This is a genomic window from Janthinobacterium sp. BJB401 (assembly GCF_013372745.1).
GTDB classification, from domain to species: domain Bacteria; phylum Pseudomonadota; class Gammaproteobacteria; order Burkholderiales; family Burkholderiaceae_D; genus Janthinobacterium; species Janthinobacterium rivuli.
Window position 1 is genome coordinate 61,160 of the sequence record NZ_JABXFH010000028.1, and the last position, 19,647, is coordinate 80,806.

Consider the following 19,647-nt stretch of genomic DNA (forward strand, 5'->3'; position numbering starts at 1 on the left):
CTCGGGTACACTGATTCATCGTTCACTATCAGGAGTCCGCCATGTCCGTGTCCATGTATCAGGCAACCATTCCCGTCTTCATTCGCGGCTTGCGGGTCGTCTCGGCCCTGCTGGAAAAAGCGCAGGCCCATGTGGAGGAAGATGGCATCGTGCCCGAGATTTTACTGGGCGCGCAGCTGGCGCCCGACATGCTGGACTTGACGGCGCAGGTACAGCGCGCCAGCGATACGTCGAAGATGTCGGTCGAACGCCTGAGCGGCGTGCCGGCGCCGAAGTTCGAGGATAACGAAGCATCGTTCGAGCAGTTGCAGGAACGCATCGCCAGCACCATCGCCTACATCGATAGCGTGAATGCGGGCCAGATGGCGGGCAGCGCGCAGAAGGAAGTCGTGCTGAACTGGACGGACGAGGGGACAACATTCTCGGGCGACGATTACCTGCTCAGCTTTGCCTTGCCGAACTTCTATTTCCACGTCTCCATGGTCCACGCCATCCTGAGAAACAATGGCGTGGCCGTGGGCAAGCTCGACTATCTGGGACCGTACGATTAACGTTGTGGCTGTTGCACCTGGTTCTGCACCGCATTGCCCAGCATGCCGCCGCCGATCACGCCGGCCACCGTTGCCAGCGCCTTGCCGCGGCCGCCACCGACCTGATTGCCGATCAAGCCGCCGATGACGGCGCCCGTGCCGATGCCCACGTAGTTCGGTTGTGCCGGTGCCGGCGCAGGCACTGGCTGCTGGCGCACGGGTTCGCGGTAGGCCGTGTCGCGGTAGCCTTCGTTGCTGTCATTGTAGGCAGGACGCGCTTGCGCCACTTGCGTGTGGTGCACGACGCGCTTGTGCACGACGGGCGCTGGTGCCGGTGCCGGGGCGGCTTGCGCGACGACAGGCGCGGCCACCGGCGCAGTCACGGGCGCTGCCAGGGCGGCGGCACCGGCCGGCGTCATGGCGGCCACGTCGGCAGGGATGGCTGGCGTGGCCGGCACATTCGCCCGCGAATTGGGCAGGATACCGGCGATGGACGCCGCGCCGACCAGGCACAGGACCGTCACGGAAATGGCGGCGCCGGCCATCAAGGGGTGGATGCGGCTGGCGGTAGTCGTCGTGTTCATGTGTTCTCCTGGGGTGGTGCTGCGGGTGTTATTGATGTGTCCAGATTAGCGGCCGCGCCGGCCCAAGGCTAGCCCTTGCGCTGTATCAAACGTAAGCAGGTGTAAGCCGCGCTTTGCAAAGCACAGTAGAATCGGTGCTTCCCCTTTTCCGAAAGTCCGCCATGAGCCAGCTATTCACGCCGTATGCCCTGGGGCCGCTGCAGGTGGCCAACCGCATCGCCATCGCGCCCATGTGCCAGTACTCGGCCGACAACGGCAACGCCACCGACTGGCACATGATCCACCTGGGCCATTTGGCCCTGTCCGGCGCGGGCTTGCTGATGACGGAGGCGACGGCCGTCTCGCCCGAGGGACGCATCTCGGCCGAAGACCTGGGCCTGTGGTCGGACGCGAATCAAACGGCGCTGGCCAAGGTGGTGCAGGCGATCCGACGCCATTCGCCGATTCCGCTGGTGGTGCAACTGGGCCACGCGGGACGCAAGGCGTCGAGCCGCGCGCCATGGCAGGGCGGTGCCTGCGTGCACCTGGCCGATGGCGGCTGGCAAACGGTGGCGCCGTCCGCCATCGCTCATGCGCCCGGTGAAACCGTGCCGATCGCCCTCGATGAAATGGGTTTGCTGCAGATCAAGGGCGCCTTTGTGGCGGCCGCGCAGCGCGTGCATGCGCTCGGCATCGAGGGCATCGAACTGCATGCGGCGCACGGTTATCTGCTGCACCAGTTTTTGTCGCCGCTATCCAACCAGCGCATGGATGCATATGGCGGCAGCCTGGAAAACCGCATGCGCTTTCCGCTGGAAGTGGTTGCAGCCGTGCGCGCCGCCGTGCCAGCCACGGTGGCCGTGGGCGTGCGCATTTCCGCCACCGACTGGGTCGAGGGTGGCTGGGACATCGAGCAAAGCGTGCGTTTCGCGCAGGAACTCAAGCAGCTGGGCGCCGACTTCATCCACGTCTCCAGCGGCGGCATTTCGCCGCAGCAGCAGATCCCCGTGGGACCGGGCTACCAGGTGGCGTTTGCCGAACGCATCAAGCGCGACAGCGGCTTGCCTACGATTAGCGTGGGCTTGATCACGGAAGCGCAGCAGGCGCAAGACATCATCGCCAACGGCCAGTCCGACATGGTGGCGCTGGCGCGCGCCATCCTGTTCGACCCGCGCTGGCCCTGGCATGCGGCGGCCCAGCTGGGCGCGCAAGTGCAGGCGCCGCCGCAGTACTGGCGCTCGCAGCCGCGCGAATTCAAGAACCTGTTCGGCGACACGACCCTGGGCCAGCGCTAAGGCTTACTCTGCTACACTGACGCTTCTTTCCCCATTTCTCCAGGACGCTTCGACATGCGCCATTGATACTGCCGTGCTGTGCACGGCCTCGCCCATCCCGCCACAGCGCCTTGCGCCGCGCGGGTTCGCCAGCCCTGTCTGCACGTACCAGGAGTATCCATGCCCGCATTACTACAACTCGACCGTCTTTCCTTCGTGCTGCCCGATGGCCGCACCCTGTTTTCCGATCTGCAATTTGTCTTTGCCCCGCAACGTATCGGCCTCGTCGGCGATAACGGCGTGGGCAAGAGCGTGCTGGCGCGTCTGCTGGCGGGCCAGGCGCAACCGTCCTCTGGCGCCGTGCGCTGTGACGGCAGCGTGCATTACGTGGCGCAGGAACTCGATCCGCAGCGCTATCCCACCGTGGCGGCCCTTGCTGGCATGCTGGACTTGCTGGCCGCGCTGGCGCGCATCGCCGAAGGCAGCATCGATGAAGCCGATTACGCGCTCGTGGGAGATCGCTGGGATGCCCAGGCCCGTTTGCGCCAGGCGCTCGATGCGCTCGATTTGCGCCATGTCAATGCCGCTACGCCCACGGCCAGCCTGAGCGGCGGCGAACGCCAGCGCATCGCCCTGCAAGGGGCCTGGTTGTCGCAGGCGGACTGGCTGGTGCTCGATGAACCGAGCAACCATCTCGACGTGCGGCAACGCGCCCGCCTGGTGGCGCAGATGGCGCGCTGGCCGGGCGGCGTGCTGCTGGTCAGCCATGACCGCGGCTTGCTCGAGCACGTCGATGACATCGCCGAACTGTCGCCGCAGGGCTTGCGCAGCTATGGCGGCAATTACGCCATGTATGCGCAGCAGCGCGCGCTGGAGCAGGCCGGTTTTGCGGCGGCCCTGCAGGCGGAAAAGGCGGGCGCCAGACGCGAACAGCGCGAAGCGCAGCAGCAGGCCGAACGCCAGCAGAAGCGCGTGGTGCGTGGCGAGCGCGAGGGGCGCGAAGGCAATCAAAGCAAGCTGCTGCTCGACGCGCGCAAGGAGAAAAGCCAGGATAGCCAGGGCAAGCTGCGCCTGCGCGCGCAAGAGGCGCAGCAGGCGCGCCAGCAAAGGGTGATGGATGCCAGCGCCCGCTGCGCGCCCGAGGCCGAACGTCTGCTGCTGGCGCCCGAGAGCGGCGTGCCGAACGGCAAGCTGATCCTGGAACTGCGCGAACTGGTCTTGCCCTATGGCCAGGCGCAGCCTGTGAGCCTGGTCATCAGTGGGCCGCGCCGCCTGGCCGTGACGGGCAATAATGGCAGTGGCAAGTCGACCTTGCTGCGCGTGATCGCCGGCCAGCTGGCGCCCGCCAGCGGCGAGCTACTGTGCCATGCGCGGATGGCGTGGCTGGACCAGCATGCTGGACTGCAAGACGGCGAGTGGAGTGCCGTGCAGCGCTTGCAGGCACGCAACAGCCTGCTGCCGGAAGGCGAGCTGCGCACGCGGCTGGCGCTGCTGGGCATTGCCGGCGCGCGCGCCACCATGCCCAGCCGTTTGCTCAGCGGTGGCGAGCGCATGAAGGTGGCGCTGGCGGCCGAACTGTATGCGCAGGCGCCGCCGCAACTGCTGCTGCTTGATGAACCTGACAATCATCTGGACCTGGCCAGCCTGCAGGCGCTGGAGCAGATGCTGCTGCAATATCGGGGCGCGCTACTTGTGGTTTCGCACGACCAGGCATTTCTGGAGGCGATAAACCTTGACCCCGAGGGCTTGACATTGCACAAGTGACAATTTAATGAAAAAAGTCACGCTCGATGCCTGTAGAGCATGCTTCATGAACCGATGCTGAATTTTGTTTGATTGTCGGTATAATCCACTGAATAACCGGGCCTATTTGTGAACTAAAACTGCTGGTTCACCAATATGATGACGTTTAATCTGGCACTGTTGTCGGTCACTACCGCGCTGCCAGGGCGTCATCCTGCGTGCCCTGCCGTGCATGAATTTTGGTTTCGCTTATATTGTTTTCTTGGAGAAATAGCATGTCGTTTTACGAAAAACTCAAAGCCCTCAACATCGAACTGCCAGTCGTTGCCGCGCCAGCTGCCGCCTACGTGATGCATGCCCGCACGGGCAACACCGTCTTCCTGTCCGGCCACCTGGCCAAGAAGGATGGCAAGGTATGGGTTGGCCAGCTGGGCAAGGACGTCACCACGGAAGAAGGCAAGATCGCCGCGCGCGGCATCGCCATCGAACTGATCGCCACCCTGCAAGACGCGTGCGGCGGCGACTTGAACAAGGTCAAACGCATCGTCAAGGTCATGAGCCTGGTCAATTCCACCTCCGCATTCACGGAACAGCACCTGGTGACCAATGGCGCCTCGGAACTGTTCGTCGAAGTCTTCGGCGACAGCGGCAAGCACGCCCGCTCCGCCTTCGGCGTGGCGCAAATCCCGCTGGGCGCTTGCGTCGAGATCGAGCTGATCGCCGAACTGGCCTGACGCAGTAGCCTGACCATATGAGCATGCCGGCGCTCAGCCGCCGGCGCGCCTTTTCCTCCTTTCCAGCAAGAGCGGAACCGCCATTGGGGTGGAGGGATCGGTGTATTCAAGAAAAAAACGGAGACACGTAATGAAAACGAGTGAACAAGGCTTGCACCGCGGCCTGGGCGAGCGGCAGATCCGCCTGATGGCGCTGGGCGCCGCGATTGGCGTAGGCCTGTTTTTGGGTTCCGGCAACGCGATCAAGATGGCCGGCCCCGGCATCATGCTGTCGTACATCATCGGTGGCGCGGTCATCTTCATGATCATGCGCGCACTGGGCGAAATGGCCGTGCACAACCCGGTCGCCGGCTCTTTCAGCCGCTACGCCCAGGATTACCTGGGCCCCCTGCAAGGCTATCTGACGGGCTGGAACTACTGGTTCCTGTGGCTGGTCACATGCGTGGCGGAAATTACCGCCGTCGCCATCTACATGGGCATCTGGTTCCCCGACACGCCGCGCTGGATCTGGGCCCTGGCGGCCCTCGGTTCCATGGGCGCGATCAACCTGCTGGCCGTGAAAGCCTACGGCGAGTTCGAATTCTGGTTCGCGCTGATCAAGGTGGTCACCATCATCCTGATGATCATCGGCGGCACGGGCATGATCGTCTTCGGTCTCGGCAACGATGGCGTGGCCATCGGCATCTCGAACCTGTGGACGCATGGCGGCTTCTTCCCGAATGGCGCGCAGGGCGTGCTGATGTCGCTGCAGATGGTGATGTTTGCCTACCTGGGCGTGGAAATGATTGGCTTGACGGCCGGCGAAGCGGCGAACCCGAAGAAATCGATTCCCGACGCCATCAATTCCGTGTTCTGGCGCATCCTGATTTTCTATGTCGGCGCACTGTTCGTGATCCTGTCGATCTACCCATGGAATGAAATCGGCACCACCGGCAGCCCCTTCGTCATGACGTTCGAACGCCTGGGCATCAAGACGGCCGCCGGCATCATCAACTTCGTCGTGCTGACGGCGGCCCTGTCGTCGTGTAATGGCGGCATCTTCAGCACGGGCCGCATGCTGTACAACCTGGCGCTGCAAGGCCAGGCGCCAAAGGCATTCGCGGAAACCACGGCCAGCGGCGTGCCGCGCCGCGCCATCCTCGTGTCCGTCTTCGCGCTGCTGCTGGGCGTGCTGCTGAACTACCTGGTGCCGGAAAAAGTGTTTATCTGGGTCACCTCGATCTCCACCTTCGGCGCCGTCTGGACCTGGGGCGTGATCCTGGTCACGCAGATTCAGTTCCGCAAGACCTTGACGCCGCTGGAAATCAAGAACCTGGCCTTCCGCATGCCGTTCGCGCCGTATGGTTCCTGGATTTCGCTGGCTTTCCTGGCGCTGGTCATCGGCCTGATGGCGTATTTCCCCGATACGCGCATCGCCCTGATGGTGGGACCGGCCTGGCTGATCCTGCTGACGGTGCTGTACTACGTGCTGGGCCTGGCGCCGAAAGCGCGCCGCGACGATGTGCCGCAAGGCTACGAAGCGGGCTGGCCGCCGGCCGATGCGCCACACGGCAAGAAGTAATTCAGCTGAACTGAGCTGAACCAGAAGCGCGCCCCTGCCCCTGCAGCGGCGCGCTTTTTCTTTCATGGAAGCAATTTTTTCTTCAGCAGCACTCTTGCGGGTTTAGCGGCGCACGCCAGTCGTTGTTTCCTTACATCAAAGTTCTGTTTAGCTGAGCCGATGAAAGCCCTATAATCGCTTAGTTTTGAGAATGGACGCGATCTTTCCGGTTTTTTGCCAGGTAGGGCCGGAGCGCTATTTGTTTTTACCCGTCATACGATATGTGTGCCTCATAAAGGAATATTAGTGAGCCAAACCCTGGTCCAGAAAATTTGCCGCACCAAGCCGATCGATACCACGGTCGAATATGGTGAAGGCCTCAGCAGCAGTGGCTTGAGCCGGTCCATCGGCCTGTTTTCCCTCACCATGATCGGCGTCGGCGCCACCATCGGCACGGGCATTTTCTTTACCATGGTCGAAGCCGTCCCCAAGGCGGGCCCTTCAGTCGTCCTGTCTTTCCTGATCGCCGCCATCACGGCCGGCCTGACGGCCTTGTGCTATGCGGAATTGTCGTTCCGCATACCCGCCTCCGGCTCCTCGTATTCATTTGCCTACGCCACCGTGGGTGAGTTTCTTGCCTTCATCATGGCCGCCTGTCTGCTGCTCGAATACGGCTTGGCGGGCAGTGCCGTGGCCATCGGCTGGTCGTCCTACCTGAACAATTTCCTGGAAAACGCGTTCGGCTGGCACATCCCGGAGATGCTGCGCACGCCGATGATCGTTTCTGGCCCGCATGGCATGGAGTTTCATGCCGGCCACATCAACTTGCCGCCGATCTTTTTGATCTGCATGTGCGGCTTCCTGCTGTTGCGTGGCGCCAAGGAATCGGCCCTGATGAACGCCATCATGGTCATCATCAAGCTGGCGATCCTCGTGTTTTTCATCGTCATCGCGTTTTCCGGTTTTAACGCCGACAATTTCTTCCCCTTCTTCAATACCGACAACAGCAAGGGCTTTGCCGGCATGACGGGCGTCACGGCCGCGGCCGGCACCGTCTTCTTCTCCTTCATCGGCCTCGATACGGTGGCGACGGCGGGCGATGAAGTGAAAAATCCCACGCGCAATGTGCCGCGCGGCATCCTCGGCGCCTTGCTCATCGTCACCGTGTTTTATTTGCTGGTGGCCGTGGCCGCCCTCGGCGCGCAACAGGCGAAATTGTTCGAAGGCCAGGAAGCGGGCCTGGCGGTGATCCTGCAAAACGTCACGGGCAAGACCTGGCCCGCGCTGGTGCTGTCGGCCGGCGCCGTCATTTCCGTCTTCAGCGTGACCCTGGTGACGATCTACGGCCAGACGCGCATCCTGTTTGCCGTCAGCCGTGATGGTTTGATCCCGAAATCGTTCCAGAAAATCCACCCGCGCACGCTGGTGCCGGTCAGCAATACCATCATCGTCTGCCTCGTCGTGGCCGTGGTGGCCGGTTCCGTCGATGCGACTTACTTGTGGGACATGGTCAGCATCGGTACCCTGACGGCCTTCATGGTCGTCTCGATCGCCGTGCCCGTGCTGCGCCACAAGCAGGGCGCGAACCGCATCGAAGGCTTCAGCGTGCCGTTCGGCCCGTACGTGATTCCGGGTCTGAGCATCCTGGCTTGCCTGTACATCATGCGCGATTTGCCGCATACGACGTTTGTCGTGTTCAGTGTGTGGATGGCGGTGACGGTGGCCATTTACTTCCTGTACAGCATGCGGCATTCGCATCTGGGCAAGAAGGCCCGCTAATGCAGTCTGTTCCATCCGAAACCGCCGCGCTTGCCGGCGGTTTTTTTTATTTCTAACCGGAATTTACATGATGAAAATAACTGATCTGGCCGCCTGCGGCTTGCTCGCAAGCAGCCTTCTGGGCACCCTGGCGCAGGCCGCCCCTGCAAGCGAGCCGGCCTTGCGCGATTACCGCGCCGTCGCCCTGTCGGCCAATGGCCAGCGCATCGCCGCCATCGAGTCGAGCAGGGTGGAACAGCCACAGCCGCAGCGCCCGCATGCGGTGATCGTCGTGCGCGACGCCGCCAACGGCGCCATCGTGCAGCAATTCGATCCGTGTGCCGTGTGTTCCTACGACAAGCCCAGCTGGTCGCCGGATGGCAGGCAACTGGCCTTCATCGGCTATGACGCCAAGGCGGGCACGGCGCAGCTATACCTGGCCACCCTGTCGCAGGCGCCGGTGCGGATGTTGACCAGTATCAAGGGTGTGGCCAGCACGGCGCGCTGGTCGCCGGACGGCAAGCAGCTGGCCCTGCTGGCGACGGTGGGCGCGCGCAAGCTGGCCGGTGCCGTCGAGGCGGGCGCGCGCCAGGTGGGCGAAGTGGGCAGAGACGACGATGCCCAGCGCATCACCGTCGTGCCGGCCAGCGGCGGCGAGCCGCGTCTGCTGTCACCTGCCGACACCTATGTGTATGAATACAGCTGGACGCCCGATGGCCGCGGCTTTGTTGCCACCAGCGCGCAGGGCAATGGTGATAGCAACTGGTGGGTCGCCAAGCTCAGTCATATCGATGCGGCCACGGGGGCCCTGCGCGTGATCGCGTCACCGGCCATGCAGCTGAACCTGCCTTCCGTTTCGCCGGACGGCAAGACAGTGGTCTTCATCGGCGGCCTGATGAGCGATTTCGGCTCCATCGGCGGCGATATCTACACGGTGCCCTTGGCCGGCGGCACGCCGCGCAACCTCACGCCGGACTATCGCGGCACCTTCAATGGCGTCGTCTGGCGCGGCGCCGGTTTGCTGGCGACGGCCCTGATCGACTCGCAGCTGGCGCTGGTGCCCGTCGATGCGCAGACCGGCCCCAGCCAACCTGTGATGCTCGGTGAACTGAGCAGCAGCGGCAGCGATGGCCGCTTGTCGTTCAGCGCCGATGGCCGTCACGCCGCCGCCGCGCAGGAAGACTTTACGCACGCTTCCTATCTGGTGGCGGGACCGGTGGGCCAGCTGAAAAAGATCACGCGCGACAATGACGGTTTTGCGCCGCAACTGACGGTGCAGAACGTGGGCTGGAACAACGAGCAATACAAGGTGCAGGGCTGGCTGCTGGGGCCGTTGAAGACGGAGGCAGGCAAGCGCTACCCGATGATCGTCAACGTGCATGGCGGCCCCGGCGCGGCTGCCTCGCCACGTTATGTAGCGGCGAGCACCCTGATCCACGAATTGACGCAAAAAGGCTATTTCGTCTTCCTGCCCAATCCGCGCGGCAGCTTTGGCCAGGGCCAAGCCTTTACGCGCGCCAACATGGCTGACTTTGGCGGCGGCGACTGGCGCGACATCCTGGCCGGTATCGACGCGGTGCAAACAGTGGCGCCCGTCGATGGCCAGCGCCTGGGCCTGATCGGCCATTCGTATGGCGGCTTCATGACCATGTGGGGCGTTACGCACAGCGACCGCTTCAAGGCGGCCGTGGCGGGCGCGGGCGTGTCGAACTGGATCAGCTATTACGGCCAGAACGGCATCAATCAGTGGATGATCCCGTTCTTTGGCGCCTCCGCGTATGACAAGCCTGAGGTCTACCGCCGTGCTTCACCGATCGAATCGATCAAGGCGGCCAAGACGCCAACCCTGATCTATGTGGGCGAGCGCGACGTGGAAACGCCGGCCGCCCAGTCGCTGGAATTCTGGCACGGCTTGCGCGCCATGGGCGTGCCGTCCAGCCTGTTCATCTACGATGGCGAAGGCCATTCCTTCCGCAAGCCCGAGCACCAGCGCGACTTGCAGAAGCGCACTATCGGCTGGTTTGAACAGTACTTGAAGTAAGCTGTGCAGGCTTAGCGCGGTGCCACAATATGCACGATCGCCGCGCTATGTATCACGATCTTGTCCGCATCCGCCTGCAACAGGCGGATACGCCGCTGCACCAGCGGCCAACCCGACCAGGCCACGTCGCTGACGGGCGGGGCTGGCAGGGTAGCCAGCGGGGCGCTGATGGCAGCCTTGTCGTCGAGCTGTTCCAGCGCGCGCGACAGGGTCAGACACACTTGCGTATGGCTGTGGCCAAGCAAGGCATTGACGGGCGCGACGGGCAACTGGCTGGCATGGCGCCCGAGGATGGAGCGCAGCGCCGCCACGTGGGCGACCAATAGATAATTTTGCACGATGAACAGGTTGATGTCTTCCACGGCCCGCTGCTTGCTGGCCGGTTCGTCGAGCATGCGTACCAACGCCGAGCTGAGCGCGGCCAGGCTGTCCATCAAGCGCTTGCGCTCGATGCGGTAGGCGAAATCGTCAAAACATTTTCCTTGCAGCAGCGCGAAGCTGGCCTGCATATAACTCACATTCACATTCAGCACCTGGCGCACGAGGCGTGGCAGGCTCTGGTATTCCCAGTTGGCCAGTACAAAGCTGAACACGGTGGCCACCGCCGCGCCGATCAGGGTGTCGATCAGGCGCTCGCTGACGAGGTTCGGGTTGCTGGGCGCCACCAAATGCATTTGCAGCAAGATCATCAGGCTGACGGCAATGGCCGTGTAGCGGTAGCGCAAATAAATGAAGGTGGGCGTGGCCACGATGGAGAGAAATAAAATGGCCATCAGCACGATATTGCTGTGCACGTAGCGGATCACGATGGCCGTGACCACGCAGCCGATAATGGTGCCGATGATGCGGTCGGCGCGGCGCTGGCGCGTCATGCTGAAGGTGGGGCGCAGGATGATGACGATGGTGAGCACGATCCAGTAGCTGTGCGCCGCATACGGCAGCCAGTGGCCGATCAGCAATCCCACGGAAATGGCCATCGACACGCGCAGGGCGAAGCGGAACACGGGTGAGTCCAGGCGCAGATTCGACAGCAGGGTTGTCAGCTCATATTTCTGCTGCGACAAGAACGGTGCCATGTCCGCGCCGCTCCAGAATGGCACGTCGGCATAGACTTTTTGCGTGGCCAGGTGCAGCTCGGCAATCATTTTTAAAATGGCGCGGATCTTGTTGCGCTGCGCGCGCAGGGTGGCCAGCGCTTCCTGCGCAGCGTCGCCTTTTGCGTGCAGGCGGGCAATTTCCGCCTCAATGTCGGCCCATTCCTTGTCATAGCTGATCTGCGCATACGAGGCGCGCTTGCGCGTGACGGCGTAGGCGACGGCTTCGATGTCGCGCGCCGCCTTGTAGGCCAGGTCGTGCAGGGATTTCAGGACCTCGGAGTCGGCCAGGTGCTGGCGCAGCAGCGCGTAATCCGTGTGTGTCGAGAGTATCAGTTCATATAGATCGAGCATGCACACGTGCACTTGCACGACGATGGCATCCTTGCTGTTCTTGTGGCTGCGCAGTATCAGATCGCGCGACGCCTGCTGGCGGTCGGCCAGGATGCTTTGGTGGCGCACCAGCTTGTTGAACTGTTCCGTCAGATTAAAACGCGTGTCGTAGAAGTCGGCCTTGATGTCGATGTAGGCGGCCAGTTCGAACAGGGCTTCGGCCAGCACTTGCTGCTTGATGCGGTGGCGCAAGACCCAGGCGATGGCCATGGCGTAGGCCAGATAGATCAAGCCGCCCAGCATGAACAGCCCCGCATGGTGGAACGATTGCTGCCACGTCATCTGATGCTCCATCGACATGGTCATGATGAACAGGGCGGCCAGTTGCAAGGGCATGGATTTCTTGCCGTACACCACCATCATGCTGGCGAGGAAACTCACGAGGACAAGTACCGTCATCAACAGCCACTGCACCGGCCCGCACAGGCTGATCAATAAGGTCACGGCACTGCACAGCAGCACGGAAGCGAGCATTTCGTTGAACTTGTGGCGCAGCGGGCTGGGCATGTCCATCAGGGTGGTGCACAGGGCGCCGATGCATACCGTCATGGCGGTGGCGCTGTCGCTGATTTCCTGGGTCAGCAAGGCCAGGCCGACCAGGCCGATGGCCACGCGCAAGCCCAGGTAAAAATAATGGCTGTAAATAAAGGTGCGCAGGTTCAGTGCGTAGTGCATGGGATTACCTTGTGGGCAGGGCACAGAAAGAGGCGCCGCACCGGGGTTTCCGATGCGGCGCCAGGATGTTGCATTCGCTACAGCCCCTGAGTTACATCAGGGCGATCACCGGATAGCGCCGCCATTCCGGCTCGGCAAAGCGCTGGCAGTGTGCAAAGATGAAGTCGAGCACGGCTTCCTGATTGCTCAGCAAGGCCGGGTTGGCTGCTTTCCACTCGGCAAACTTGGCGGCCAGCGCAGGCTCGTCGCGCAGCAGTTCGGAGGCCATGTCTTCGAACACGTAATCGGAAAACGCTTCCTTCTTTTCCAGCACGCTGTTGAAGAAACCCCAGCGGAAGAAGCTGTCGTGCGCCTGCGGTTCCAGGGTTTCCACGGCGTAGCGCGCGTTGTCCTGCTCCAGGGACACTACATAGTCGCCGGCTTGCACGCTGAACTGGCCCGTGCGCGCTTCCACGTCGACCGTGTCGTGGAACATGTGGCCTTCGTAGGCCGTGGCGCGCGTGCCGACGGATGCGATGTGGTAGTAGCGCGCCGTTAAGGTCTGTTCGGTGGTGATGCGGCTCATTTCGACCCCGTTCCAGCGCAGGCGTTCGATGACTTCGCGCCACGCTTGCGGCACGATGTAGGCTTTCGGCGCAGCCACGGTGACGTCCGCATCGAAGCGGTTGTAGTAGGCGATATCGCGCTCCCACGGCTGCGAGCGGTCGTAGGACAGGCGCTGGTAATCGCCCAGGATACTCGGCGTGTATTGCGCCGCATAGCCCTTGAAGGGGAGGGTCGATGGCTGCTCTTCGTTCATGGCCCAGTGGATCGGCCATTCGGCTTGCGTGCGTCCCGCCGCCTTGGCTTGCGCGCGCAATTGGCGGATTTTCTCGCCGTGTTCCACCGTGAACGCCATGGTGATGTCGAGCAGGGCGCGCATGGAGGCGTAGCGGTCGGCAAACGGTTTCAGCATGTGCGTTTCCGGCATGAAACCGATGACGTGGTGCAAGGCCGCAAAGCCGGTCGAGAAACGGGGCACTTCAAGGAATTCGGCGATGCCGTGGTCTGGGCTGTCCTTGACGGGATTGACATACGGGCAGGTGGGCCAGCCGGCGTTTTCCATCTGCGCAAAGATGTGCGGCAGCATGGTGTCTTGCAGGAAGGGACCGAGGCCGTTGCCCAGCTTATCCGTCTGCGTGTGGATCAGGGTCATCGTGTACGGGTAGTCGGCGCCGTTCGACGTATGCGTGTCGACCATCACGTCCGGGTCCCAGCTGGCCAGCAGGCGGTTGAACACTTGCGCGTTCAGGCTGTCGCACTTGATGAAGTCGCGGTTCAGGTCCAGGTGGCGGCTATTGCCGCGGAAACCGAATTGCTCCGGGCCATCCTGGTTCACGCGCGACGTATTGGCGCGGTTCAGGCTGCCATCGACGTTGTAGATCGGAATGAACAGCAGCACGGTGCTGCCCAGCGCCGCCAGGCGTTCCGGCTGCGTACACAGGTCGCGCACGATGGCCATGCAGGCGTCGATGCCTTCCGGTTCGCCCGGGTGGATGCCGTTGTTGTTGAAGAACACGGTGCGCCCCGCGCGCTTGATCTGCTCGCGGTCGAACACGCCGTCCGCGCTGACGACGCCAGCGTGGATGGGCACGCCCGAGTCGGACAGGCCGATCTGTTCGAAATGCAGCACTTGCGGGTAGCGTGCGGCGAGATCCTTGTAGAAGGTGATGCATTCCAGCCAGGTCGTGGTCTGGTTGTGGTTACCGAGTTCGTAGGTCGTGCGCAAGTCTGGTGGCATAGCGGTCTGAGTCTGGGAGGGGGAAGGCGCGCTGGGTAAGTACGCCCGCTAGGCGCCAATTGTAGCACCGGCGCTGCCGCCTTGAGGCGCCGCAGGGGCTAGTCGCCGCACTTGTGTTATGAATACGTTTCACGCGCAAGGGAGGCGGCATGGTGAAGATGGCGACTGCGATGGTGATGGCGGTGCTGGTGTGGTGGGCTTGCCTGGCGGCACAGGCGGCGCCATTGCGCTTGCCAGTGGGCAAGGGGCCGGTGGCGCAGGGCGGGTCCGTCACGGCTAGCGCGCAGGGTGCGCTGATACGCTACCGGGGCTGGCTGCTGGCCGTCGATGGGGCAGTCTCGGAAGAACGGCCTGACGTCGTGCTGACGTCGGCGGTGGCGGGCCATGCGCCGCAACTGCAGACCGGGTCCACGCAGCACAGCTTGCCCCTGTGGTCAGCCTTCGAGCTCGTCAAGGGGAGTGCGCGCCTGCGCATCACGGCGCTGCCGGGGCCGGATGAGCTTCCCGCACTGCTGCTCGATTTTGGCGAGGCCGATTATCGCATCGTGATTCCCGCCGCTACCATCGCGCGGCAAGCCTATCCGCTGCTGGCGCAGCGCTTTCCCGGCGCCGACCTGGCCTTGCTGCTGCAGGACCGACGCAGAGTGATGTTGCCGCTGGGAAGTGGCCGGGCGCAAGTGTTTGGCGAGGAGCAAGCCGTGCCTTACCGCTTCACCAAGGTAAAACGCTAGGCGAAAAAAAGCCACTCCCGCAGGAGTGGCTCAGCTTAAAGCGCCCGTTGCCGGGTTATTGCTTCTTGTTATTCAGCGCCCATTTCTTTCAGCAGGTTGTCTGCGTGGTCGATGTGTTTCATGTTCCACAGCATGTAGCGCAGGTCGACCTGGATCGAACGGGTATTGGCCTTGTTGTAGTCCCAATCGGAAATGATCGAGTCCAGGGTGCCATCGAAGGCCAGGCCGATGAATTCGCCTTTGGCGTTCAGGGCAGCCGAACCGGAGTTGCCGCCGGTGATGTCCAGGGTGGCCAGGTAGTCGACCGGTACGGTTTTCAGCTTCGGATCGACGAATTTACCGAAGTCCTTGGCTTTGATCGCGGCCAGTTGATTGGCTGGTGCATTGAACTCGCCCTGGCCCGTGGCTTTGGCGGCGACGCCATTGACGGTGGTGAAGGCGGACCAGGTGGTGCCGTCGGCGCCATGGTCGCGGCCGGCTACTTTGCCGAACGTGACGCGCAGGGTGCTGTTGGCGTCAGGATAGACGGCTTGGCCCTTGCTCTTCATGAAGGCAATTTTGGCTTTCATGTAGTTGGCGTAGGCTTGCTGGATCTTGCCTGCCAGTTCTTCGTCTTCCGCTTCGTTTTTCAGCGAATCCGGGTACATAGCGACGGCTGCCTGGATGAAGCTGTCCTTGCTGGCCTGGAATTCGGCTGGCGTGCGTTTCAGCCATGCTGCGCGCTCGGCCTTGTCGGCCAGCTTGCTGCCGGCATACAGTTTGTCCAGGGCGGCGGACAGGTCGGCTGGCGACATGCCGTCCTTGATGCCGATGGCGGCGTCGAAGCTGGCGCGGCGCTGTGCTGCCGGTTGCGCGGCGTACTTGGTCAGGCTGTTCAGTACCAGCGCCTTGTCGACTTTTTCATCGTAGGTGCGTTCGACCGAGGTGATGCCCGCTTCCAGGCGTGGCAAGTCGCGCGTCTGGTAGCCGGACTTGCGTTCCGTATCGGACTTGGTGCCTTCGTTCGACAGGCGGTACAGGCTGCGTGCCGTGTTCAGCAGGCGTGGCTGTGCGTAGCCCAGGAAGAAATCGCGCTTGGTGTCGGCATCGCGCTCGGCGATCAGCTTTTCCACTTGCTCGATGTCGCCGGCAAATTCGGCCTTGCGTGCTGGCGTGGCGTTGACCCAGGTCTTCAGGGCTTCGTGTTCCGCCGTCTTGCGTGCCAGGAAATCGCTGCCGGCGTAGGAGTCCAGCATGCCTTGGCGGTTCTTGTAGTAATTGTTGACGCCAGCAACCTGACCCGCGTATTTCAGGGCAACATCCTTGTTGTCCTTGGTTTCGCGCGCGATGATGGCCAGGGTTTCGCCCGACGCTTTCACGAAGGCTGGGTAGTTCCAGTCAAACGTGTACGCCACTTCCGATGGCAGGCGGTGACGGTTGGTGCGGCCAGGGTAGCCCAGAACCATCACGAAATCGCCTTCTTTCAAGCCATCCTTGGCCAGTTTCAGCACGTGTTTTGGCTGGTAAGGCACGTTGTCCTTGCTGAAGTCGGCAGCTTTGCCGTCTTTGCTGACATAGGCGCGGTAGAAACCGTAGTCGCCCGTGTGGCGCGGCCACATCCAGTTGTCGGTGTCGCCGCCGAACTTGCCCACCCCCGCTGGAGGCGCGTGCACCAGGCGCACGTCGCGGATTTCCAGTTGCTTGATCAGGTAGAACTCCAGGCCGCCGTAGTAGGCCGACACGGTGCAGCGGAAGCCGGCTTCTTTTTCGCATTCGGCGACCAGTTTCTTCTGGTTTTTCTCGATCGCGTCGATGCGTGCCTTGCCTTGCAGCTTGGCCACGTCGGCGGTGATGATCTTGTCGCTGACATTGGTCACGGCCGAGGTGACGAAGATGCGGCTGCCTGGGGATGCCGGCAGTTCTTCAGCGAACGTCTTGGCCAGGAACCCGTTGGCCAGCAAATCGCGCTCTTTGGTCGAATTGACCGCTACGCTGTTGTAGACGCAATGGTGGTTGGTGGCAACCAGGCCTTGCGGCGAGACGAACGAGGCCGAGCAACCGCCCAGGCTGACGATGGCGCCCATCGGGAACTCGGTCAGTTTGGTCAGGTTGGTCGGATCGAGTTTCAGTCCGGCCGCTTTCAGTTCCTTGGCTACTTGTGGCAGCTGTTGGGGCATCCACATGCCTTCGTCGGCGTGTGCGAAGTTGCTCAGGATGGCGAGCGCGATTAAAGATTTTTTCATTCGAGTTCTAGTCTTTTACATGAAGGGAAGTCGGAACCAACGTGTACCCAGTGTTTTTTCTCAGCGGGCGACATAGAGTATCCGTATCGAACTCGCACTAGTCAATCACATTTTCCCGACAGCATGTTTGTAGTGGCTTGTGGAAATTGCACTATTTTCGGCATTGCAGGGGAAGAAGCGGGCTGCGAACGGGCATTTTCTTGTGCCGCGGCTGTGGTATTGTCCATACAATTGTCTTGCCAGCAATAAAAATGGCCGGGCGCTTGCGCGGCCCGGCCACTTGCTGATGCGCTGCGATTTATCTGCTCAGCGTATTTTGCCGCGGCGCAAAAGATTCACGATGCCCAGCAGGATCACGGCGCCCAGGAACGAGACCAGCAGCGAAGCCAGGCTGAAATTGTCGCTATTGATGGTGCCCGTGCCGAACAGGGGGGCCAGCAGCCAGCCGCCCAGGAAGGCGCCGACGATGCCGACGACGATATTGAGAAAGATGCCCTGTTGTGCATTGGTTTTCATGACCATGCTGGCCAGCCAGCCGATGACACCGCCAATAACGATCCAGATAATGAAATTCATGTAATCCTCCGCGCGATGGATGAGTGGTTGTGCCAGAGCGGTGCGGCCTGCACGTCATGGCAAATTGATACTGATGCCGCACGATAGAAAAGTCCAGCGGATTCGCACGGCGCATGCAAAAGCCCGCCTGGCTGCGGGCAGCGAGGCGGGCTTGTCATGCGGCAAGATGGTGTTTAGTCGGCCTTGATGGCTTCCACCTGGATGGCCAGCTTGACTTCCGGCGAGAACGCCGGCATGCCGTAGTTCAGGCCAAAGTCGCTGCGCTTGAATTCCGCCGTGGCGTCGGCGCCGCACACTTCACGCTTGTAGCGCGGGTGCATGATGCACTTGAACTTGCTCACGTTCAGCTTGACGGGTTTGGTCACGCCCAGCAGGGTCAGTTCGCCATCGACTTCCACCAGCTGATCGCCGTTGAACTTCAGCGACTTGCTCTTGTAGGTGATCTGCGGGAATTTCTCGACGTTGAACATGTCCGCTTTTTTCGCGTGCGTATTCATGGCGTCCAGGCCGAAGTCGATCGAATCGGCATCGATGACGAGGTCCAGGCTGCCCGTCTTGGCGGCGCGGTCCAGGGTGACCGTGCCCTTGGTCTTGTTGAACTTGCCGCGCCACACGGACATGCCCATGTGATCGGCTTCAAAGCTGGGGAACGTATGCGTCGGGTCGAGGTTGTAGGTGTCGGTAGCGGCCATGGCCGAACCCGCGCCGGCCGCTGCCAGCACGGCGATCATCAAGTGCTTCAATTTCATTGAATTCCTAACTAAGTTAAACAACAGATTTTTGGGCGTTACTGAGCAGAAACATGAAACTTAATAGTGACTTCATCGGCGACCATGCTCGTGTCTTTCCACTCGCCTTCGCCGATGTTGTAGGTCAGGCGCTTGATCGGCAGGGCGCCGTCGAACGCATATTTGCCGCCATCGGCTTTCACCGCCAGGGGAAAAGTGACGTCGGTGGTCTTGCCTTTGATGCTCAGCTTGCCGGTGACCGTCAGCTTGCCTGCGCCGGCGGCTTTGATGCTGCTCGAGACGAAGGTGGCTTTCGGGAACTGTGCCGCGTTAAACCATTCCTTCTTGGCCACTTCCTTGTTGTACTCGGGGTCGCCGATATCGATGCTGGCCGTCTCGATTTCCACCGACGCCTTCGAGGCGTCCGGCGTGGCCGGGTTGTAATCGATGGCGATATTGAATTTCTTGAACTTCGCTTCCACCGGCACGTTCATTTGCTTGAACACGGCCGACACGCTGGTCTTGGCGGGATCGACTTTCAGCAAGGTGGCGGCGGTGGCGGCCACGGACAGGCCCAGCAGGGAAGCGAGGACGAGGCGTTGGGTGGTTTTCATCTTGTTTTTTTCCTGTAGTTTTTCAGTGAGCAAGGGGAAGTCGGTGTTACGGCAACATGCGCTTGAGGACGCCATCGCGGTCGATGAACTGGTGCTTCAGCGCCGCCAGCACATGGGCGGCCACGGCGGCGGCCATCGTCATGTTCAGAACATAATGAATTTCTTTTAAGAGCGGCTTAAGTTCCGGGTTCGGCGCCATGATGACGGGCAACTGGAACAGGCCCAGGTAGACCACGGGCACGCCGGCGGCCAGGGTGTACAGGTAGCCGGAGACGGGCACGGCGAAGATCAGGATGTACAGCAGCACGTGCATGGCGTCGGCCGCCTTCTTTTGCCAGGCAACCATGCTGGCCGGGTGCGGCGGCGGCACGTTGGCCTTGCGCCACAGCAGGCGGATGGCGGCGATGGCCAGCACGGTCACACCGAGCCACTTGTGCCACGAGAAATATTTGAGCTTGGTGGGCGTCAGGCCGGGAATATCGACCATGACCAGGCCCATGACGAAGGCGCTGATGATCAGCAGGGCGGTCAGCCAGTGCAGGATGATGGCGGTGGTGGTGTAGCGTTGCATCGACGGCTTTCTTGAAAGTAGTACGTGTTAGGACTAATTCGGCCTAATATACCAAAGAAAAGCAAATTGCGCTGCGTGCT

16 protein-coding genes are annotated in these 19,647 nt (G+C 61.9%); 8 read left to right on the forward strand and 8 right to left on the reverse strand.

The window, feature by feature from the left end; genetic code table 11:
* The first annotated feature begins 41 nt into the window (after nt 1–41).
* Nucleotides 42–551: a DUF1993 family protein gene (locus HWE17_RS18060; RefSeq protein WP_176389676.1), complete on the forward strand. Its 510-nt coding sequence runs from the start codon at nt 42–44 to the stop codon at nt 549–551.
* Here the strand turns inward: HWE17_RS18060 and HWE17_RS18065 are convergent.
* Complete coding sequence (locus HWE17_RS18065) at nt 548–1,114, reverse strand: glycine zipper 2TM domain-containing protein (RefSeq protein ID WP_176389677.1); 567 nt, start codon at nt 1,112–1,114, stop codon at nt 548–550. The genes HWE17_RS18060 and HWE17_RS18065 overlap by 4 nt on opposite strands.
* Nucleotides 1,115–1,275: 161 nt before the next feature.
* On the opposite strand from HWE17_RS18065, the gene HWE17_RS18070 reads away from it, so the two are divergent.
* From HWE17_RS18070 to HWE17_RS18095, 6 genes are all read left to right on the forward strand, one after another.
* Complete coding sequence (locus HWE17_RS18070) at nt 1,276–2,388, forward strand: NADH:flavin oxidoreductase/NADH oxidase (RefSeq protein WP_176389678.1); 1,113 nt, start codon at nt 1,276–1,278, stop codon at nt 2,386–2,388.
* Nucleotides 2,389–2,547: 159 nt separating this feature from the next.
* Nucleotides 2,548–4,131, forward strand: coding sequence for an ABC-F family ATP-binding cassette domain-containing protein (locus HWE17_RS18075; RefSeq protein ID WP_176389679.1), 1,584 nt, complete (start codon nt 2,548–2,550; stop codon nt 4,129–4,131).
* 254 nt (nt 4,132–4,385) lie between these two features.
* Nucleotides 4,386–4,844: a RidA family protein gene (locus HWE17_RS18080; RefSeq protein WP_034778908.1), complete on the forward strand. Its 459-nt coding sequence runs from the start codon at nt 4,386–4,388 to the stop codon at nt 4,842–4,844.
* Nucleotides 4,845–4,974: 130 nt separating this feature from the next.
* Nucleotides 4,975–6,405, forward strand: a complete 1,431-nt coding sequence (locus tag HWE17_RS18085; RefSeq protein WP_176389680.1) for an amino acid permease — start codon at nt 4,975–4,977, stop codon at nt 6,403–6,405.
* A 285-nt stretch (nt 6,406–6,690) separates the two neighbouring features.
* A complete protein-coding gene (locus HWE17_RS18090) occupies nt 6,691–8,163 on the forward strand; it encodes an amino acid permease (protein WP_099403982.1) in 1,473 nt (490 codons plus the stop codon).
* A 67-nt stretch (nt 8,164–8,230) separates the two neighbouring features.
* On the forward strand, nt 8,231–10,183 hold the full coding sequence (locus tag HWE17_RS18095) for a S9 family peptidase (RefSeq protein ID WP_255206294.1): 1,953 nt from the start codon (nt 8,231–8,233) through the stop codon (nt 10,181–10,183).
* An 11-nt stretch (nt 10,184–10,194) separates the two neighbouring features.
* Here the strand turns inward: HWE17_RS18095 and HWE17_RS18100 are convergent, their stop codons facing one another.
* Both HWE17_RS18100 and HWE17_RS18105 read right to left on the reverse strand, forming a co-directional pair.
* Nucleotides 10,195–12,345 (reverse strand): FUSC family membrane protein, encoded by a 2,151-nt coding sequence (locus tag HWE17_RS18100; protein ID WP_176389681.1) that lies wholly within the window; start codon nt 12,343–12,345, stop codon nt 10,195–10,197.
* Nucleotides 12,346–12,436: 91 nt separating this feature from the next.
* Nucleotides 12,437–14,125: a M14 family zinc carboxypeptidase gene (locus HWE17_RS18105; RefSeq protein ID WP_176389682.1), complete on the reverse strand. Its 1,689-nt coding sequence runs from the start codon at nt 14,123–14,125 to the stop codon at nt 12,437–12,439.
* Nucleotides 14,126–14,283: 158 nt separating this feature from the next.
* Between HWE17_RS18105 and HWE17_RS18110 the strand changes: the two genes are divergently transcribed.
* Nucleotides 14,284–14,856 (forward strand): hypothetical protein, encoded by a 573-nt coding sequence (locus tag HWE17_RS18110; protein WP_217916811.1) that lies wholly within the window; start codon nt 14,284–14,286, stop codon nt 14,854–14,856.
* Between the two features lie 68 nt (nt 14,857–14,924).
* On the opposite strand, the gene HWE17_RS18115 is transcribed toward HWE17_RS18110, so the two are convergent.
* The 5 genes from HWE17_RS18115 to HWE17_RS18135 form a co-directional block, all read right to left on the reverse strand.
* Nucleotides 14,925–17,078, reverse strand: a complete 2,154-nt coding sequence (locus HWE17_RS18115) for a S46 family peptidase (protein ID WP_035822796.1) — start codon at nt 17,076–17,078, stop codon at nt 14,925–14,927.
* Nucleotides 17,079–17,384: 306 nt separating this feature from the next.
* The gene (locus tag HWE17_RS18120) at nt 17,385–17,654 is read right to left on the reverse strand and encodes a GlsB/YeaQ/YmgE family stress response membrane protein (RefSeq protein WP_034778894.1); all 270 of its coding nucleotides are present in this window, start codon (nt 17,652–17,654) and stop codon (nt 17,385–17,387) included.
* Between the two features lie 173 nt (nt 17,655–17,827).
* Nucleotides 17,828–18,403 (reverse strand): YceI family protein, encoded by a 576-nt coding sequence (locus HWE17_RS18125; RefSeq protein ID WP_176389684.1) that lies wholly within the window; start codon nt 18,401–18,403, stop codon nt 17,828–17,830.
* Between the two features lie 38 nt (nt 18,404–18,441).
* Nucleotides 18,442–18,996: a YceI family protein gene (locus HWE17_RS18130; RefSeq protein ID WP_099403977.1), complete on the reverse strand. Its 555-nt coding sequence runs from the start codon at nt 18,994–18,996 to the stop codon at nt 18,442–18,444.
* Between the two features lie 46 nt (nt 18,997–19,042).
* Nucleotides 19,043–19,567, reverse strand: a complete 525-nt coding sequence (locus tag HWE17_RS18135; RefSeq protein ID WP_046684510.1) for a cytochrome b — start codon at nt 19,565–19,567, stop codon at nt 19,043–19,045.
* Nucleotides 19,568–19,647 lie beyond the last annotated feature (80 nt).

Coding starts and splice junctions, on each gene's coding strand:
- HWE17_RS18100 (WP_176389681.1), bottom strand. CDS start 12,345: ATGCACTACGCACTGAACCTGCGCACCTTTATTTACAGCCATTATTTT.
- HWE17_RS18060 (WP_176389676.1), top strand. CDS start 42: ATGTCCGTGTCCATGTATCAGGCAACCATTCCCGTCTTCATTCGCGGC.
- HWE17_RS18110 (WP_217916811.1), top strand. CDS start 14,284: ATGGCGACTGCGATGGTGATGGCGGTGCTGGTGTGGTGGGCTTGCCTG.
- HWE17_RS18120 (WP_034778894.1), bottom strand. CDS start 17,654: ATGAATTTCATTATCTGGATCGTTATTGGCGGTGTCATCGGCTGGCTG.
- HWE17_RS18125 (WP_176389684.1), bottom strand. CDS start 18,403: ATGAAATTGAAGCACTTGATGATCGCCGTGCTGGCAGCGGCCGGCGCG.
- HWE17_RS18075 (WP_176389679.1), top strand. CDS start 2,548: ATGCCCGCATTACTACAACTCGACCGTCTTTCCTTCGTGCTGCCCGAT.
- HWE17_RS18135 (WP_046684510.1), bottom strand. CDS start 19,567: ATGCAACGCTACACCACCACCGCCATCATCCTGCACTGGCTGACCGCC.
- HWE17_RS18065 (WP_176389677.1), bottom strand. CDS start 1,114: ATGAACACGACGACTACCGCCAGCCGCATCCACCCCTTGATGGCCGGC.
- HWE17_RS18130 (WP_099403977.1), bottom strand. CDS start 18,996: ATGAAAACCACCCAACGCCTCGTCCTCGCTTCCCTGCTGGGCCTGTCC.
- HWE17_RS18105 (WP_176389682.1), bottom strand. CDS start 14,125: ATGCCACCAGACTTGCGCACGACCTACGAACTCGGTAACCACAACCAG.
- HWE17_RS18070 (WP_176389678.1), top strand. CDS start 1,276: ATGAGCCAGCTATTCACGCCGTATGCCCTGGGGCCGCTGCAGGTGGCC.
- HWE17_RS18115 (WP_035822796.1), bottom strand. CDS start 17,078: ATGAAAAAATCTTTAATCGCGCTCGCCATCCTGAGCAACTTCGCACAC.
- HWE17_RS18095 (WP_255206294.1), top strand. CDS start 8,231: ATGATGAAAATAACTGATCTGGCCGCCTGCGGCTTGCTCGCAAGCAGC.
- HWE17_RS18080 (WP_034778908.1), top strand. CDS start 4,386: ATGTCGTTTTACGAAAAACTCAAAGCCCTCAACATCGAACTGCCAGTC.
- HWE17_RS18085 (WP_176389680.1), top strand. CDS start 4,975: ATGAAAACGAGTGAACAAGGCTTGCACCGCGGCCTGGGCGAGCGGCAG.